We start from the raw sequence: 16,650 nt of genomic DNA, 5'->3' as shown, positions 1-16,650 counted from the left end.
TGTTGATAAATACTAAAATAATTATTTTTATTAAACAGCCATAGGTTATTGCAAATTATGCTCGAGCTTACGCGCAATTTGTATGAAACTGTCAATTTGATCTGCTGGTATATCCGTTATTAATTGAGAAAATACTTTTTTTTCTGCCCTTTTAAAAAGGGTTAAGTTTTCACTACCTTTAACTGACAATACCAAAATTTGACTACGCTTATCTTGTTCATTATCAACTTTAATAATCAACTCTTGCTTCACTAACTCTTTAATTAAACGATTAATTTGAGCTTTATCTCGTCCCATAAAATCAGCAAGTTTTTGACCTGTACAATCATCAATTCTAGCAATGACTTTTAGCGATTTTAAATGCATAGGCGATAACCCTAATGCTAATAGCTTAATTTCTTCTTTCATATGATTACGCACTGCATGCACTAAACTAAACAGCGCTTCGCTTAATTCCATTATATTCTCCAATTGATGATGAATTAGTTGACAAAGTCTACTAATGCAAATATAGTAGATATTGTCAACTATATTTTATAAAGCGCTCATGTTCAAGCCAAACTTAAAACTTAGCCTTTAACAAAATATTAAAAACTACATTAACCAACACCATTTGGAGGTAAAAATATGGGTCCTAAAATGCGTATGACGCAAGTATTATCCGTGACAGAGCTTTCTCCACATATGAAACGAATTGTCTTAACTGGCGAGTCTCTTTCTGATTTTCCAAACAATAAAAAAAGTGCGCATGTTAAAGTCATTTTTCCTAATCCTAATTCAGCCAATAATAAGCCTAAACTTGGTATATATTTAGGATTCAAAAAGTTTATGCGTTCCTATACTGTGCGATCATTCGATCAGCAACAGCGTACTCTAACTCTCGACTTTGCTGTAAATGATCATCAAGGTTTAGCAAGTAATTGGGCGTTGCAAGCAAAAGCGGGTGATTATCTTGGTATTGCCGGCCCTGGCGATATAAAACATACCGATTTATTCGCTGAACATCACTTATTTTTGGGTGATATAACAGCATTACCTGCCATCGCCGCAACATTAGAAATGTTACCTGAAAGTGCTGTTGGCACCGCTTATATTCAAGTACCTGATAAGCAAGATATTCAACCTCTAATAAAGCCTGAAGGTATCAATATTGAATGGTTTGTAACCACAAATAAATTAACAGATGATTTTTTAAATGCCCTCAAAACTGTCGGTGAAACCTTGAATAATAGTGCTATTTTTATCGCTGCTGAGGCTAGTATTATCAAGCAGTTAAAAAGTTACCTGAATAAACATTGCCGCTATGATAAAGCTAAACTCTATGCCAGTGCCTACTGGAATCAGAAAAGATAAAAATGCTAGTCGTGATCAAACTCAACTATGCATTACTAAGAATAAATAATTAAGGATGAATAATTTGCACTGTTTTTTGCTGCTTTCGCTCAAAGTCACCAAAAAATGATTTTGAGCCATGTCTTGATTGGCTACTACTTACCACTAAACGTTGATTAATCACCTGATAAAACTCAGTATCTTGTCCAAAGGCTTCAACGTTTAATATTAAATAAGCACTACCGCTACCTTGAAAGTCGAGATGACTTTTTAACGGTGTGCCGTCATTATCAAGCCAAACTTGGTAACGCGCTTCAAAGTCATCAACGTATTTTCGTGTTCTTTTATTATGAATTAATACTTCCATTGGTAGTGCAAACGTTAATAGTCGCACATTCCGACCATCAAGCTGCGTTATGCTTTCACCAATAAATTCACCACGATTAATAAACTGCAAAAAATCTTCACTGGCCGATAACACACGATGTAAATCAACAGCTTTTAATTTAGCAGCGGCATCTAAGGTGGGTGATGGGCTGTCTTCGTTTTGGGCTTTTTGCGCTTTTTCAGTTGCCATCATGGTTAGCTGCTCTGTCTTATAAGTTAAACTAAAGCCCGTGGGATTGTCTTTTAATAAAACTTTAACTTCGCCTTGCTTGATGTCGTCGTCATGCTGATCAACAAACGAAGTTCTTAACTCGGCTATGATTGGCGTTTTAGCCTGAAGTTGTTTTAATTTATTTTTTAAATCGTTTAGTCCATCAGACGCTAAACTGATAGTACTCACTAAACTAAAAATGAGCCCGACAAGCATTGGTAAATAATTCATTAACCTATCCTAATTGAATTTTTATATAACCTATCAGAGCTTTAATAATATTAATAATTCAATAAATTATAAGAAAAAGTAAGTAACCAGTTTGTAGCCCCAAACCATTAAAAAATAACAAATGGCAACAAACACAGCAGCAGAGCCTAAATCTTTCGCGCGACCGCTTAATTCATGGCGTTCTAAGCCAACACGGTCAACCACAGCTTCAATGCCTGAATTTAATAGTTCAGCAATTAATATTCCTAAAATCGCTAACATTAATAGTGAAAATTCGACAAAACCATCACTAATTAATAAAGCCACCGGTGTTAATACAATTAATAAAAACACTTCTTGTTTAAAAGCCATTTCATTTTGATAAGCGGCAATTAAACCGGCAATACTGTTTTTAGTTGCGGGCCCTAAACGTCCTAAATGGCTAACTTTTTTATCTGTTGTCACAAAAAATTTCCTTTTAACGATTTGAAATAATAAACCTATTTTGCATCATAACGAGTAAAAATGAATAAAATATGACCTAACGATTTTCTAACCGATTATAATCAAATAACCCAAACGCAATGCCTTGCTCTTGTTTTGCTAATTGGTGAATTAAATCACTATAAAACCAAAAGTTAGGATGGGTTCTACGAATAGCAAAACGCGTTTTAATATCTCGATAATGCTGCTCATTCGTCATGCCCGCTAATGCCGTAACAAAGTCGGCTTGCTGCTGATCCGTTATATGCCAAATAGCCGCAGGATAATCACCAATAAAACCTTTCACGATTAAAGCCTTGTCTTGAGAATATTCTCGTTGCTCGGCTTCGTTTAATAAACTTGAAATATTATAGTGAGCGTTATTATGTAATAAAGTATAAGCTTGATAGCCCTCTTGTTGTTTTACCAAGATAAATGACACTTGTGGTAACAAGTTTACCGCTTGGCTTGGTAAAGAATTCAACGCTAATAATGGCGACTCTGACTCAACTTGATAAACAGGTTTATTAACATACTTTAAATGTTTTTTAAGTATGCTGTATAACTCAGCCTGCGGATCATCGGTTTGATATTGAATACCACTAGGCTGCACAAAATTATTATTATTTTTTTTCAATAATTCTACCAAATTTGGTGAGGCTTTACGGTACCAATAATCGTGAATTTTTTTCCGCTGTGCTAAAGGCAATAAAGCTAAAAAGTTTTTTTCGCCCTCTAACCGTAAAAAGTCCATATATAAACGTGTAGTTAACTGATGACCAACATTGCCATAAACATCAAAACCAGCCACTAATAAATAATGTATACGTTCAAATAACGGATAATCCATTACCCAAGCCGTTTTAGGGTTTTCACCCACTAAGCCTTTAACAACCGAGGCGCTGTCGTTATGGCGAAAAATCGTTAACGCGGCATTGTCATTATAGTTTTGCCCTTGCCAAATCAGCTGTTCATTGAGATTTTTACCCTTTTCAAACACTAAATTAGAAATAGCTCCTTTGGCCTCAACATATTTACTTTCTCGATGGACATAACTTAGCCAATTAAACGCGGTTGCATTACTTTCATCTTTAGCAGGTAGCGCCAGCATATCTTTTTGAAACGTTAAAAAATGGTCAATTGCTAAAGTGCTGGTGATATCAGGGTCAGCAAACACTACCCAAAAATTATCATTAATAACATTTAACGCGACTTGCCCTCTGCACACAGGCCCTTTAATAAAGCCCATAATATAAAGCTGTGCATCATCTAATAAAAATTGATAACGAGATTTAATTGGTAGATCCGTAAATGCTTTAAACGGATTTGAGGCAACCTCTGCTTGATAACTAGGTAAAGTGTTTACTTGATAACCTGGTGTTAAAAATAACGCTTCTAAACGTGCTAATTTAGCGTCATTTAATGCTAGCGGTAAATGGGTTTTAGCTAATATTGTTTGTGTATCATGCATTAAACGATAATACACCGGCTTAACTTTAGGGTTTTCATAAGGTCGACGGGTATTAATTACTTGAATTGGTTGCCCTGGCGGCGTACTTGAGCGCACTAATTTAAAAAATGAAGAGCTACCGTACTGAGGAAAATGTAAATGAGCTAAAAACCAATGCTCGTAAATATAACGACTCATCAACTGGCTTTTATTATCGTGTTGATTAAAAAAAGCTTCCCACTTAGCAACCTCAGCTAAATTACCTTGATCAGGTGCAGGAATGTTGGCCATTTTACCGCCCTGCTTCAACCAATAATCTAAGGTTGTAAACGCTTGCTCTGATATAGCCGGTAAACCGTAAGGCATACCTGCATGCGGTTTTTGCTGAGCAAAGTGCGAATATTCTTCACTACTTGGGCAAGTTTGTTCGCGGTCTAACGCAAAATTAAATTCATCACCTAGCACGGCCACTTCTGGCAACGGATTTTTTTGTTTCAGTAATAAACTTTGTGCTAATAAACCGGCAGCAATATTTGTGCTGGCCAGTTGTTGACGTTCATTTAATACTGGTTTAAAGCCTTTATCACGCCATTGTTTGGTTGTTTGTGCATCAACAAAAATTCGTGAAGGTTCTGATGCCAGCAAACGTGTACCGTCATAAACAAGTGCTTTACTTAAACCACGATCAATACCTGCTGGTGAACTTAGCTTTAATTGACAAGGAGCATCGTAACAACCATGACAAACAACACAGCGACTTTCTAATATCGGTTTCACTTGATTTAAATAAATATTACCGTCTGCTGATGTATCGACAACTAAACGGTCTTGTATTTGCTCAGGACCAAATAATTCATCGTAATAATTAACACCAATAACGGCACAACCGGTCACCAATAAAAATGCCAGCAACAAAAGCCAACGGCTGTAAAATGTCATGATAAAGCCTTTAAGCTAATTCAGTTAGCCAATCTCTAGGCACTAAATATTGTTGTAATTTTGCCTCGGCAGAATCACTTTCTGGTTGATAATTATATTGCCAACGCGCCAGTGGTGGCATTGACATTAAAATAGATTCGGTTCGGCCGCCGGATTGCAAGCCAAATAAAGTGCCGCGATCAAAAACCAAATTAAACTCCACATAACGACCACGACGATATAACTGAAATTGCCGCTCTGCATCACTGTAGTGTTCATTTTTGCGTTTATTCATAATGGGAACGTAAGCATTCACAAAACCTTCACCCACCGCTTTAATGTAATTAAAACAAGAGTCAAAATCCCATTGATTTAAATCATCAAAAAACAAACCACCAACACCACGAGTTTCGTCACGATGTTTTAAATAAAAGTAGTCATCACACCATTTTTTATGCTCGGCATAAACATTATCACCAAACGGCTGACAAAGATCTTTTGCGGTTTGATGCCAATGTTTGACGTCTTCGTCAAAAGGATAAAACGGGGTTAAATCAAAACCACCACCAAACCACCACACTGGCGCTTCACCGGCTTTTTCAGCAACAAAAAAACGAACATTGGCATGTGACGTTGGAATTAACGGATTTTTTGGATGAATCACTAATGAAACGCCACAAGCTTGCCAAGTTCGACCCGCTAATTCAGGGCGATGAGCGGTAGCTGATGGCGGTAGCTTATCGCCACTCACCACAGAAAAGTTCACCCCGCCTTGTTCAATCACAGTGCCATCAGTTAACACTCGAGTTCTACCACCGCCACCTTCGGCGCGCTGCCAAGTATCTTCGATGAATTTGCCACTACCATCTGCCGTTTCTAACGCTTGGCAAATATGGTCTTGGAGCGATTTTAAATAGTCGATAACAACGTCAATGTTTACTTGGCTCATGTGCGAAAAGTTTCTCCAGTTAACCCGTCAATAATAGTAGATGGTTGTGTAAAGCCTAAAGTTTGACCTTTAATAATAAAGTCGATTTGCTGGCATATCACCGGCTCAATTTCTTGATAGCTTCTTGCTGGTGTTTTCCCCGTTGTATTACAACTAGTAGAAACAATCGGTTTATTAGTGGCATTACATAAAGCAACCACATCAGGCTGGCTTGTTACTCGTACCGCTATGGTATCAAATTGTCCGGTTAAATACTTACCAAGTGTTGCCTTAGCGGGTAACACTTGCGTAATACCATCAGGCCAACGAGACAAAATTAATGCCCGCTGCTGTGCTGACAATTTTTCATCATCAACATAAGGTAATAACTGTGAATAATTGGCGGCCAATAAAATTAAGCCTTTTTCAACAGGGCGTTGTTTAATCACTAACAGTTTTTCAACCGCCGCTTGATTGTCAGGGTCACAACCTAAACCAAAAACCGCTTCAGTTGGGTAAGCCAAGATACCACCTTGCTGGTATGCTGCTATTTCATTATTCATCTTATCAAAATAAGCCATCAGTAAATTCAGTTGCCGCATTATAAAGGCTTTCTCTTATTTGAACCAAATTTTGCCACCTAATTTGTCAAAAGCACAATTTAAACTGAGCAAATAAAATGCAGATGTTTCCGTATTTGTTCAAACATAGGTATAATGCTCGGCTTAATTTTCGCGGTGAAATTATTCACAGACTTAGCAAAGCAATTACAGAGTGAGATATCATGAAAGTCGGTATAATCATGGGTTCAAAATCAGACTGGCCAACCATGCAACATGCAGCAGAAATGTTAGATTTATTGCAGGTTCCTTACGAAACCAAAGTGGTTTCAGCTCACAGAACACCTCATTTATTAGCTGAATATGCTGAAGCAGCTCAAGCCAATGGTATTAGTGTTATCATCGCTGGTGCTGGTGGTGCAGCGCATTTACCTGGCATGACAGCAGCATACACGCCATTACCTGTGTTAGGTGTACCGGTACAATCAAAAGCATTAAGTGGTCAAGATTCACTATTATCTATTGTCCAAATGCCAAAAGGTATTGCTGTAGGTACATTAGCTATTGGCACAGCTGGTGCGGCTAATGCGGGTTTATTAGCGGCACAAATTATTGCCGTACATGACGCCGCCATTATGGAAAATATTGTTAAATTTAGAACGGAACAAACACAAACAATACTTAACAACCCGAACCCTGCAGAATAGGCGGTTATTTTAATGAAAAACGTGTTGGTTTTAGGAGCTGGTCAATTAGCTCGCATGATGAATTTAGCGGGTGCACCGCTTAATATTGATGTTAAAGCCTTTGATGTTCGTAGCAACAAGGTTGTTCACCCAGTTGCGCCTGAACACAGTTATGGCGACCTTGCTCAAGGTATGCAAAAGTCAGAAGTAATTACCGCTGAATTTGAACATATTGCTCATAATATTTTAGCCGAATGCGAAAGTGCCGGTAACTTATACCCAAGCAGCCAAGCTATTAAAATAGGTGGTGATCGCCGCTTAGAAAAAAACTTACTTGAAAGCTGCCAAGTGGCTAATGCTAAACACGTTATTGTTGAAACTAAAGCGGATTTTGACGCCGTTTTAAGCCAACTTTCATTACCGATTATTTTCAAAAGTGCTTTAGAAGGTTACGACGGTAAAGGCCAATGGCGAATGAAATCAGCCGAACAAGCTGATGCCTTATGGCAAGAAATGTCTGAGTTTATTGCCAATGCCACCTCTTCTGTACCGCAAGGCATTATTGCTGAGCAAATGGTACCTTTTGATCGTGAAGTTTCATTAGTTGGCGCTCGTAATACTCAGGGTGAAATTGCGGTCTATCCGTTAACTGAAAATCATCATGACAATGGTATTTTAAGTGTTTCTGTTGCCGTGCCAAGCAATGATAAACTCCAAGCTCAAGCTCAAGCGGTATTTACTAAGTTAGCTGAAAAACTCGACTATGTTGGTATTTTAGCCATTGAGTTTTTCCAAGTAGGTGAGCAACTGTTAGTTAATGAAATTGCCCCTCGTGTGCATAACTCAGGTCATTGGACACAACAAGGTGCCGACACTTGCCAATTTGAAAACCACCTGCGCGCTATCTGTGGTTTACCTTTAGGTAGCACTGCACTTATACGCCCAACTGCAATGATTAATATTATTGGTGAAGATGCAGTACCCGACACCTTATTAGCTATTCCAAGCGTTAATATTCATTGGTATGGTAAAGAAAAACGTGCTGGTAGAAAAATGGGCCATATTAACGTAAGTGGCAAAGATGAAACTGAATTAGCACAGCGTTTATGTCAGTTAGCACAATTACTTGGTCAAACGGCATTTTCAGCATTAACTGAGTTTGCGACTGATTATCAAAAGAAGTTAACCGTAAACTAGAAGAACTTAACGTTAAACTTGCCCTTTTAAATACCTGCTAACTTGCAGGTATTTTTATTTTACAGCCACATTTTTTTTGTGGGCAAACATGTACTTCACCACTTGCCATAGTACGTTTTACCATAATTGGCCATCGACAATCGGGGCACGCTTCACCAACCGGCGGGTAATTAATAACATATTTACATTTTGGATATTGATCGCAAGCATAAAAAGTCTTACCAAAGCGATTCGACTTTTCAAATAGTTCGCCTTTTTTACAACTTGGACAAGCTACGCCAGCATCATCTTTTTGGTTATTACCTTCAATATGATCACAATCAGGGAAGTTGGTACAACCAATAAACATACCATAACGACCTTGCTTTACCGCTAATGGGTGCTGACATTTTGGGCATTGGGAACCTGGCAGAATTTTATCTTCAACTCGCTCATGTTCAACAACTGGCCGAGTATATTGGCAATTGGGGTAACTAACACAACCAAAAAAAGCACCTGATTTACCATGTTTAATGGTTAATTCACTGCCACATTCTGGACACGGTTCATCAGCCTTTTCTAAGGCATGTTCATGTTTAGTAAAAAGTGGTTGTTCTGAGTCAGACATAAATTACACAAGTGAATTAAATAACAACCTAATTATGCCATAAATCAGGCACAGATAAACACATAAGCAGCCGAAGCTGCTTATCACAATAAATAACCTGAACTCGGTATAACAACTTGCTTTCTAGCAGCTGTTTTTCCTTATTACTGCGTTAAATTTAATTGCAATAGGCTCGCTATTGGCGCTTAAATTTGCCTTGTACTAAGAAAAAACATCAAGCTAGAATAAAGAAAATATCAAAATATATGTATTTCATATAGTTAGCTAATTTCTTATCCCGAGTTCAGGTTAAGTATTATTTACTAAATTAGTGTAATGGACCGTCAGGCTGTTCGTCGAAGATTAAATCTTCCATTTGTGAATAAGCCGATTCTTGCCCTGGTACATTAAACAACACCATTAAGATCACCCACTTTAAATCATCTAGTGAAAAATCTTGTGTGTCTAATTCCATCACTCGGTCAACCACCATTTCACGAGTGGTAAAGTCGAGTAAATTCACTTGTTCAAGAAACATAATGAAACCACGACATTCTGCGTCAAGCAACATCATTTCTTCATCAGTATAAATACGGAAGCTTTGGCCAACCGCACGGGTTAAAAAAGGATAAGCTTCAACGTCTTGCAACGCAGCTAACTTTTCTAACCATGTTAGCGCTTTATAAATTTCATCTTGATGAAATCCAGCGCGGGTAAGTTCGTCTGTGAGAATGTCATGATCTACCATCACTTCAGCTTCTGAATGGATGTAGTTCTCAAAAAGGTACATTAAAATATCAAACATAAATTACCCCTTAATAAGTCTTTGATAGCCACCTGGTACCGCTGTTACCAGACCTTTAAGCTCAAGCATGGTCAGCCGACTTAGCACCTCCTCAATGGGAAGCTGAGACCGAGAAACTACAATATCAACGGGTGTAGTTTCATCTCCAACACTAGCTAACAATGGGTCGATAAACAAGCCTTTTTGTTCATTATTTGAAAATTTTTCATCCTTTTTTAATCGGTTAACATCATTGTTACATTGTTTATCTAGACCCGATAAACGAGTAAATTCTAACTCATTAAATATATCGGCAAGCTCATCAACAAGTTTAGCGCCTTGTTTAATTAACCAATGACAGCCTTTTGTTTGAGGGTTAGCAATATTGCCCGGTACAGCAAATACTTCGCGATTTTGCTCTAAGGCAGTTCTCGCGGTAATTAACGAGCCACTTTTAAGCTCAGCTTCCACCACTAAAACACCTTTTGATAAGCCACTAATAATACGATTACGTTTAGGGAAATGCCCCGCTTTGGCTACTGTGCCAGGCGGAAATTCACTGACAATAGCGCCGCCACATTCCAAAATAGTATGCGCCAGCACTTTATGACGACTGGGGTAGACAATATCTAATCCTGTTGCCACCACTGCAATGGTATGCCCCTGACAATCTACCACCGCTTTATGGGCGTTACCATCAATGCCTATCGCTAAACCACTGGTCACAACAACCCCTGCTTGCCATAACTCCCTGGCTAATTTTTTAGTGGTTTCTTTACCGCTAATACTGGCTGAGCGGCTACCAACAATAGCTAACTGATCTTTTGATAACAGCGCTTTATTCCCTTGAATAAATAACACTAATGGTGGGTCATAAATTTGTTTTAACTGTGTCGGGTAATCAACATCATCAAAACTAATTATTTGGCAATGACAACGCTCACAAGCGGCAATAATAGCCTCTATTTTTTGCCAATTCGGTTTCACAATCGCTGCCATTTGATTTGCCGACAAGCCTAAAACCGATAGCGCTATCTCCGAACTAAATAACTTTTCTAACCCTACCTCTTCAGCCAAGGTGATTTTTTTAGCTACCGACAAACGCGGAATGGCTTTTAAAGCTAACCAGTAATGAAGTGTTGAACGTACCAATTTGCTCCTCCTTAAGCGATATACCCAAATCACTTTAAGATGCTCAGCCGTTCCTTATGGCTGATTTAGAAACATTTTTGACCTAACAAGGTTGCTTTTAGAACATATAACCTGCGCCTTAAGACATTTCTAATTTACACCGAACCTGCATCTTGAGGTTGTTTGAGTATGATATGTTCTTATAGGTTTAGTAGAAACGGGTGAATTAGTAAATATTCACCCGTATATTTTTAGAAAGGAATTAATTAGCAGTGCAAATCAATTAAGGCGCTGAAACAATGTCGTTTAAGCGTATAGGTTTACTACTTTTTAAAATGAGCGCTAAACTAACCTCATCATAAACTTTAAAAACCATGCTCGTACCTAAGTTTTCAGCCGGCATTTTATAATCAGAATTGTCAGCACTTGCTAACCGGCTCCAGCGAGATGCATCGGCGGTATAAACAGGGCCATCATTTGTTTCTAACACACCAGGGCTAGTTCGTTTAATAGTGAGAATATCACCAGGGTTAACACTATGTTTATTCCCTTTATTAATCAGCACAACTTCCAATTTACCAAATTCTCGGACATCGCTTGCTGAACTAATAATTTGCCCTTCGACATCACTATTAACCGCTTGCATCGTAAAATACGAAGGGTAAAGCTGCCCTTCGTTTACCGGTAAAACAATAGCGCCAGAGCGGATCTCTTGTTTCGCATTATCAACATATAATGTTGAAGGAACTTTATCCGCCATATTACCTTCACGGATAACCTTGCCTGAGCCAACTAGAATAGCGTGAAAACCTAAAGACTCTCCTGTTTCAGGGTCGATAATTTCCTCACCTTGATGATAAATACCATAAGCTTTGTTAACGACTAAATCATCATTAATATAAAGTTTAAAGCCTTCAATGCTCGACTTTTGTCCTTCATCACTACCTAAAACATAAGGAGCGTTGTCAATTTGAGCTTCGGTTAAAATAAAGTCATATTTTAAAAATGGCGAAATAACACTTAGTGGAATAGTCGCTACTGGGTTTTGATCTTTTAACGTGGTGCGCACCTTAGGTGACCATTTTAATTCCGGCTTACCTCGCACTAACATCGGCTCACCTTTTTCATCAAACACCAAACGTAATTCATCACCCGGATAAATTAAATGAGGATTATTAATTTCTGGATTTAAGCGCCAAAGTTTAGGCCACAACCAAGGTTGACTTAAAAAGATACCTGAGATATCCCAAAGGGTATCACCTTTTTTAACAACATAAGATGTGGGAGCGTCTTTTTTAATGGTTAAAACATCAGCTACCGACAACATCGGTAATAATGCACTTAAAATGATAATGAGAAGTTTTTTAAACATGCGATCCTGCCTGTTTTCTTATATTTACCCTAAATTAACGACAAAATTGTCAGCAAATTCAGGTATAACACTAAAACACTATTATTAATTTGATTTAATAGCTAAAATTAGAACATAACATTGAATTTCATTTATCGCTAATTGTTTTGAAGAATTATGGCCATTTTACCTGTACTACGTTTCCCTGATGAAAGATTAAGAACTAAAGCTGCGGAAGTAACTGAAGTTACTGATGATATCCGCAAAATTGTCGACGACATGTTCGATACCATGTATGAAGAAAACGGGGTTGGCTTAGCCGCAACCCAAGTCAACATTCACCAACGTATTGTTGTGATGGATGTTTCAAGTGACGACACCAAAACGCCACTGACTTTTATTAATCCTGAAATCATTAAAAAAAGTGACGAAACTTTTGTTAATGAAGAAGGCTGTTTATCGGTACCAGGTTGTTACGCAAAAGTAACTCGTCATGAACGAGTTACAGTAAAAGCATTAGATCGCGATGGTAAAGAGTTTACCTTAGACGGTGATGAATTATTAAGTATTTGTATTCAACATGAATTAGATCATTTAGCCGGAATTTTATTTGTTGATTATTTATCACCACTAAAACGCCAGCGCATTAAAACTAAATTAGAAAAAGAAGCTCGTTTAAAATAAATAGACTGATCAGGACAACATTTTGTCAAAACCTCTTAATATCATTTTTGCCGGTACACCTGATTTTGCCGCTAAACATTTAGCGGCATTAATCAACTCAGAACACAATGTTATTGCCGTATATTGTCCACCCGACAAACCAGCAGGTCGCGGCAAAAAATTAACCGCTTGCGCCACCAAACTATTAGCGCTTGAACATAATATTACCGTTGAACAGCCCCACAACTTTAAAGAAGAAAGTGATCAACAACAATTAGCCAGCTATAACGCAGATGTAATGGTTGTTGTTGCTTACGGTTTGTTATTACCTGAGGTGATTTTAAACTCACCACGTTTAGGCTGTATTAACGTGCATGGCTCTATTTTACCTAAATGGCGTGGCGCTGCCCCTATTCAACGCTCTTTAGAAGCTGGCGATGCTGAAACTGGTGTTACCATTATGCAAATGGATAAAGGGCTTGATACTGGTGCAATGATCTTAAAAGCCACTTGCGACATTACCGCAACCGATACCAGCGCATCTTTATATGAAAAATTAGCTGAATTAGGCCCTATCGCATTAATCGATACTTTAGCGTTAATGAGTGAAGGAAAACATCAAGCTCAGCCGCAAGATAATAATCTAGCAACTTATGCTGCTAAATTAGATAAAAATGAAGCTGAGTGTCATTGGCAACTTAGCGCCAGCGAACTTGATCGAAAAATTCGCGCTTATATTCCATGGCCAGTCGCACAATTTACTTTCAATGAAAACAAAAACGGTAAAATAGAACAACACCGCATCCGTATTTGGCAAGCGAGTATTGTTGAAAATCACAGCAATGCCAAGCCCGGCATTATTATCCAAGCCGACAAACAAGGTATTGTGGTTGCTACGGGTGAACAAGCTCTGCAATTAGAAGTTATTCAAATACCGGGGAAAAAAGCCATGCCGGTAGCTGATATCTTAAATGCTCGCGGTGAATGGTTTATTGTTGGTCAAGCAATCAATGGCACTTTAGTGCTTGAAAATAACGCACCAGAAAGACAAGGACAATAATGGCAGCTAACATCCGCGCGCTAGCGGCAAAATGTACCTTTAACGTTGTCGATAAAGGCCGAAGCTTGTCAGAAGAATTACCTGATTTTCAATTAAAAGCCGAAGTAAAAGACAAAGCCTTATTACAAGAACTTTGTTTTGGGGTTTTGCGTTATTTACCTGAATTAGAAAATGACGTTCGACAATTTATCGACAAGCCATTAAAAGGTAAACAACGGGTTTTTCATTTTTTAATGTTGGTGGGTGTTTATCAAATAAAATATATGCGCATTCCTGATCACGCCGCCTTAAGTGAAACAGTAAACGCATGTAAACCGCTAAAAAACACCCATTTAAAAGGCTTAGTTAATGCCGTATTGCGTAGCTTTCAACGCGCTCAAGCTAATAATGAATCTCAGAGCACATTACCTGAGCCAATCGTCTTCAATCATCCCAGTTGGTTTATCAATAAAGTCAAAGCGGCTTATCCCGAGCAGTGGCAAAATATTTTAGTTGCCAATCTAGCCCGTCCGCCCATGTGGTTACGAGTTAATCAACAGCATAACAGTGTTGCACAGTACCAACAAAAACTCGCTCAACTAGACATTGAAATTTGCCAGCAAGATAAAACCTCAGGCGCTTTGTTATTAACCAATCCGATTGATGTTAATAAATTACCACAATTTAGTGACGGCCATGTTTCGGTACAAGACGCTGCAGCTCAACAAGCCGCGGTCATATTACAAGCTCAAGCTGGTGAACGTATTCTCGATTGTTGCGCCGCACCTGGTGGTAAAACTTGTCATATGTTAGAGCTAGAGCCTAGTTTAGAAATGACCGCCATTGATGTTGAAGCGCATCGTTTAAGCCGAGTGCAAGAGAACTTGCAACGGCTTCAGCTAGACGCACATTTAATTGCGGGTGACGCAACCCAGCCTGATACTTGGTGGGACGGTAAACTTTATGACCGTATTTTATTAGACGCGCCCTGCTCAGCTACCGGTGTAATTCGTCGTCATCCTGATATTAAATGGTTAAGAAAAGCGGATGACATTGAAAAGTTGAGTGCCTTGCAGCAACAAATATTGAAAAACATTTGGCCTTTGCTAAAGTCAGGTGGTACTTTGCTATACGCCACTTGCAGTATTTTACCGCAAGAAAATGATCAACAAATTGAACAGTTTCTCGCAAATAATAGTGACGCAACCTTGGTAAAAATTAATGATAGCGACCAAATCGGTTGGCAAATTTTACCCAGTGAGCAGAATATGGATGGCTTTTATTACGCTAAGTTAATAAAAAGCTAAGCTGCTGTTCAAGTCGAAATACAATCATTTACGTATGATAAGAATTAAATGAAAATTATAATAATTGGTGCCGGACAAGTTGGTGGTACATTAGCTGAAAACTTAGTGGGTGAGCAAAATGAAATCACCCTAATTGATAGTAATCAAGATAAGTTACGTGAACTACAAGACAAAATGGATTTACAGGTAGTAACCGGTCACGGCAGCCATCCTGATGTTTTAGAAAAAGCGGGTGCAGAAGACGCTGACATGATCATCGCAGTGACCAGCGATGACTCAACCAACATGATCGCTTGCCAAATTTGTTATAGTTTATTTCATACCACCCGTAAAATTGCCCGTATTCGCTCAAGCCAAATATTAAAACGTAAAGACGAACTTTTTCATAATAAACATATTCCGGTTGACCACGTTATTGCTCCTGAGCAACTTGTTACCCGTGATATTGCCCGTTTAATTGATTACCCAGGTGCCTTACAAGTATTAGAATTTGCTGACGGTAAAGTTAGTTTAGTGGCGGTTAAAGCTTATTACGGCGGCTTATTAGTTGGCCATGCCCTTTCTACGCTAAAAGAACATATTCCGAATATTGATACCCGGGTAGCCGCTATTTACCGTAACGGAAAACCGATCCGTCCATTAGGCACCACCGTAATTGAAGCAGATGATGAAGTGTTTTTTATTGCCGCCAGCATTCATATTCGTGCGGTAATGAACGAACTCCAAAAATTAGAGCCCGCTTATAAACGTATCATGATAGTAGGTGGTGGTAATATAGGTGCTGGTTTAGCTGCTATTTTAGAAGAAAATCATCAAGTTAAATTAATTGAACGCAATCCAGCACGTGCCAGTAAGTTGGCATCTAAGCTCGATAAAACCCTAGTTTTTGTTGGTGACTCTTCCGATCAAGAATTATTAATGGAAGAACACGTTGATCAATTTGATGTTTTTATTGCGGTAACCAATGATGACGAAGCCAATATTATGTCATCGTTACTTGCTAAACATTTAGGTGTTCGTAAAACCATGGTATTGATCCAACGTAACGCTTATGTTGATTTAGTTCATGGCAGCAATATCGATATCGCCATTTCACCGCAACACGCAACGATTTCAGCGTTATTAACCCACGTGCGTCGTGGTTCTATTAAAAATGTTTATAGTCTTCGTGGTGGCGCAGCTGAAGCGATAGAAATTGTTGCTAAAGGTGACGAAAACGCATCAAAAGTGGTTGGCCGTGAAATAAAATCCATTAAATTACCGCCTGGTACCACCATAGGAGCCATTGTGCGTGGCGATGAAGTGGTGATCGCCCATTCCAATACCGTTATTCGCGAAGAAGATCATGTTATTATTTTCTTAGTGAACAAGGGCTATATTTCTGATGTGGAAAAACTCTTCCAAGTAAGTGCTATTTACTTTTAATA

Annotated in this window: 17 protein-coding genes; 7 read left to right on the top strand and 10 right to left on the bottom strand. The window is 38.4% G+C overall.

What is annotated here, in order from left to right; all coding sequences use genetic code 11:
* Window positions 1-45: 45 nt before the first annotated feature.
* Window positions 46-459, bottom strand: coding sequence for a MarR family winged helix-turn-helix transcriptional regulator (locus tag ACSLUO_RS14770; protein ID WP_448249607.1), 414 nt, complete (start codon window positions 457-459; stop codon window positions 46-48).
* Window positions 460-627: 168 nt separating this feature from the next.
* On the opposite strand from ACSLUO_RS14770, the gene ACSLUO_RS14765 reads away from it, so the two are divergent.
* Window positions 628-1,353: a siderophore-interacting protein gene (locus tag ACSLUO_RS14765; RefSeq protein WP_448249605.1), complete on the top strand. Its 726-nt coding sequence runs from the start codon at window positions 628-630 to the stop codon at window positions 1,351-1,353.
* Between the two features lie 49 nt (window positions 1,354-1,402).
* Here ACSLUO_RS14765 and ACSLUO_RS14760 read toward each other — a convergent pair whose 3' ends face one another.
* From ACSLUO_RS14760 to tsaC, 5 genes are all read right to left on the bottom strand, one after another.
* Window positions 1,403-2,161 carry a hypothetical protein gene (locus tag ACSLUO_RS14760; protein WP_448249603.1) on the bottom strand — a complete coding sequence of 253 codons (759 nt, stop codon included), beginning with the start codon at window positions 2,159-2,161 and terminating at the stop codon, window positions 1,403-1,405.
* Between the two features lie 66 nt (window positions 2,162-2,227).
* The gene (locus tag ACSLUO_RS14755) at window positions 2,228-2,605 is read right to left on the bottom strand and encodes a diacylglycerol kinase (protein ID WP_448249602.1); all 378 of its coding nucleotides are present in this window, start codon (window positions 2,603-2,605) and stop codon (window positions 2,228-2,230) included.
* Between the two features lie 76 nt (window positions 2,606-2,681).
* Window positions 2,682-5,012 carry a fatty acid cis/trans isomerase gene (locus tag ACSLUO_RS14750; RefSeq protein ID WP_448249600.1) on the bottom strand — a complete coding sequence of 777 codons (2,331 nt, stop codon included), beginning with the start codon at window positions 5,010-5,012 and terminating at the stop codon, window positions 2,682-2,684.
* A 10-nt stretch (window positions 5,013-5,022) separates the two neighbouring features.
* Window positions 5,023-5,940 (bottom strand): oxygen-dependent coproporphyrinogen oxidase, encoded by a 918-nt coding sequence (gene hemF / locus ACSLUO_RS14745; RefSeq protein WP_448249598.1) that lies wholly within the window; start codon window positions 5,938-5,940, stop codon window positions 5,023-5,025.
* On the bottom strand, window positions 5,937-6,500 hold the full coding sequence (gene tsaC, locus ACSLUO_RS14740) for an L-threonylcarbamoyladenylate synthase type 1 TsaC (RefSeq protein WP_448249637.1): 564 nt from the start codon (window positions 6,498-6,500) through the stop codon (window positions 5,937-5,939). Before tsaC ends, hemF begins: the two co-directional genes overlap by 4 nt.
* Window positions 6,501-6,703: 203 nt before the next feature.
* Here tsaC and purE point away from each other — a divergent pair, with 203 nt between their 5' ends.
* On the top strand, window positions 6,704-7,186 hold the full coding sequence (gene purE / locus ACSLUO_RS14735) for a 5-(carboxyamino)imidazole ribonucleotide mutase (protein WP_448249596.1): 483 nt from the start codon (window positions 6,704-6,706) through the stop codon (window positions 7,184-7,186).
* A gap of 12 nt (window positions 7,187-7,198) precedes the next feature.
* Window positions 7,199-8,362: a 5-(carboxyamino)imidazole ribonucleotide synthase gene (locus ACSLUO_RS14730; protein WP_448249594.1), complete on the top strand. Its 1,164-nt coding sequence runs from the start codon at window positions 7,199-7,201 to the stop codon at window positions 8,360-8,362.
* 37 nt (window positions 8,363-8,399) lie between these two features.
* Here ACSLUO_RS14730 and ACSLUO_RS14725 read toward each other — a convergent pair whose 3' ends face one another.
* The 4 genes from ACSLUO_RS14725 to ACSLUO_RS14710 all read right to left on the bottom strand — a co-directional run bounded on the left by ACSLUO_RS14725 (window position 8,400) and on the right by ACSLUO_RS14710 (window position 12,235).
* The gene (locus ACSLUO_RS14725) at window positions 8,400-8,969 is read right to left on the bottom strand and encodes a DNA topoisomerase family protein (protein WP_448249593.1); all 570 of its coding nucleotides are present in this window, start codon (window positions 8,967-8,969) and stop codon (window positions 8,400-8,402) included.
* 307 nt (window positions 8,970-9,276) lie between these two features.
* On the bottom strand, window positions 9,277-9,753 hold the full coding sequence (locus ACSLUO_RS14720; RefSeq protein ID WP_448249591.1) for a DUF494 family protein: 477 nt from the start codon (window positions 9,751-9,753) through the stop codon (window positions 9,277-9,279).
* Between the two features lie 3 nt (window positions 9,754-9,756).
* Entirely contained in the window at window positions 9,757-10,884 is a 1,128-nt protein-coding gene (gene dprA / locus ACSLUO_RS14715; protein WP_448249589.1) for a DNA-processing protein DprA, read from the bottom strand.
* A 262-nt stretch (window positions 10,885-11,146) separates the two neighbouring features.
* On the bottom strand, window positions 11,147-12,235 hold the full coding sequence (locus tag ACSLUO_RS14710) for a LysM peptidoglycan-binding domain-containing protein (protein ID WP_448249587.1): 1,089 nt from the start codon (window positions 12,233-12,235) through the stop codon (window positions 11,147-11,149).
* A 156-nt stretch (window positions 12,236-12,391) separates the two neighbouring features.
* Between ACSLUO_RS14710 and def the strand changes: the two genes are divergently transcribed.
* From def to trkA, 4 genes are read left to right on the top strand one after another with little or no spacing between them, the layout of a single operon-like run.
* Window positions 12,392-12,898 carry a peptide deformylase gene (gene def / locus ACSLUO_RS14705; RefSeq protein ID WP_448249586.1) on the top strand — a complete coding sequence of 169 codons (507 nt, stop codon included), beginning with the start codon at window positions 12,392-12,394 and terminating at the stop codon, window positions 12,896-12,898.
* Between the two features lie 22 nt (window positions 12,899-12,920).
* The gene (gene fmt, locus ACSLUO_RS14700; protein ID WP_448249584.1) at window positions 12,921-13,937 is read left to right on the top strand and encodes a methionyl-tRNA formyltransferase; all 1,017 of its coding nucleotides are present in this window, start codon (window positions 12,921-12,923) and stop codon (window positions 13,935-13,937) included.
* Entirely contained in the window at window positions 13,937-15,223 is a 1,287-nt protein-coding gene (rsmB, locus tag ACSLUO_RS14695; protein ID WP_448249583.1) for a 16S rRNA (cytosine(967)-C(5))-methyltransferase RsmB, read from the top strand. The genes fmt and rsmB overlap by 1 nt, the downstream gene beginning before the upstream one ends.
* A 48-nt stretch (window positions 15,224-15,271) precedes the next feature.
* Entirely contained in the window at window positions 15,272-16,648 is a 1,377-nt protein-coding gene (gene trkA, locus ACSLUO_RS14690; RefSeq protein WP_448249581.1) for a Trk system potassium transporter TrkA, read from the top strand.
* Window positions 16,649-16,650 lie beyond the last annotated feature (2 nt).

The organism is Thalassotalea agariperforans, assembly GCF_053470345.1.
This window is presented reverse-complemented; position numbering and strand designations above follow the sequence as displayed.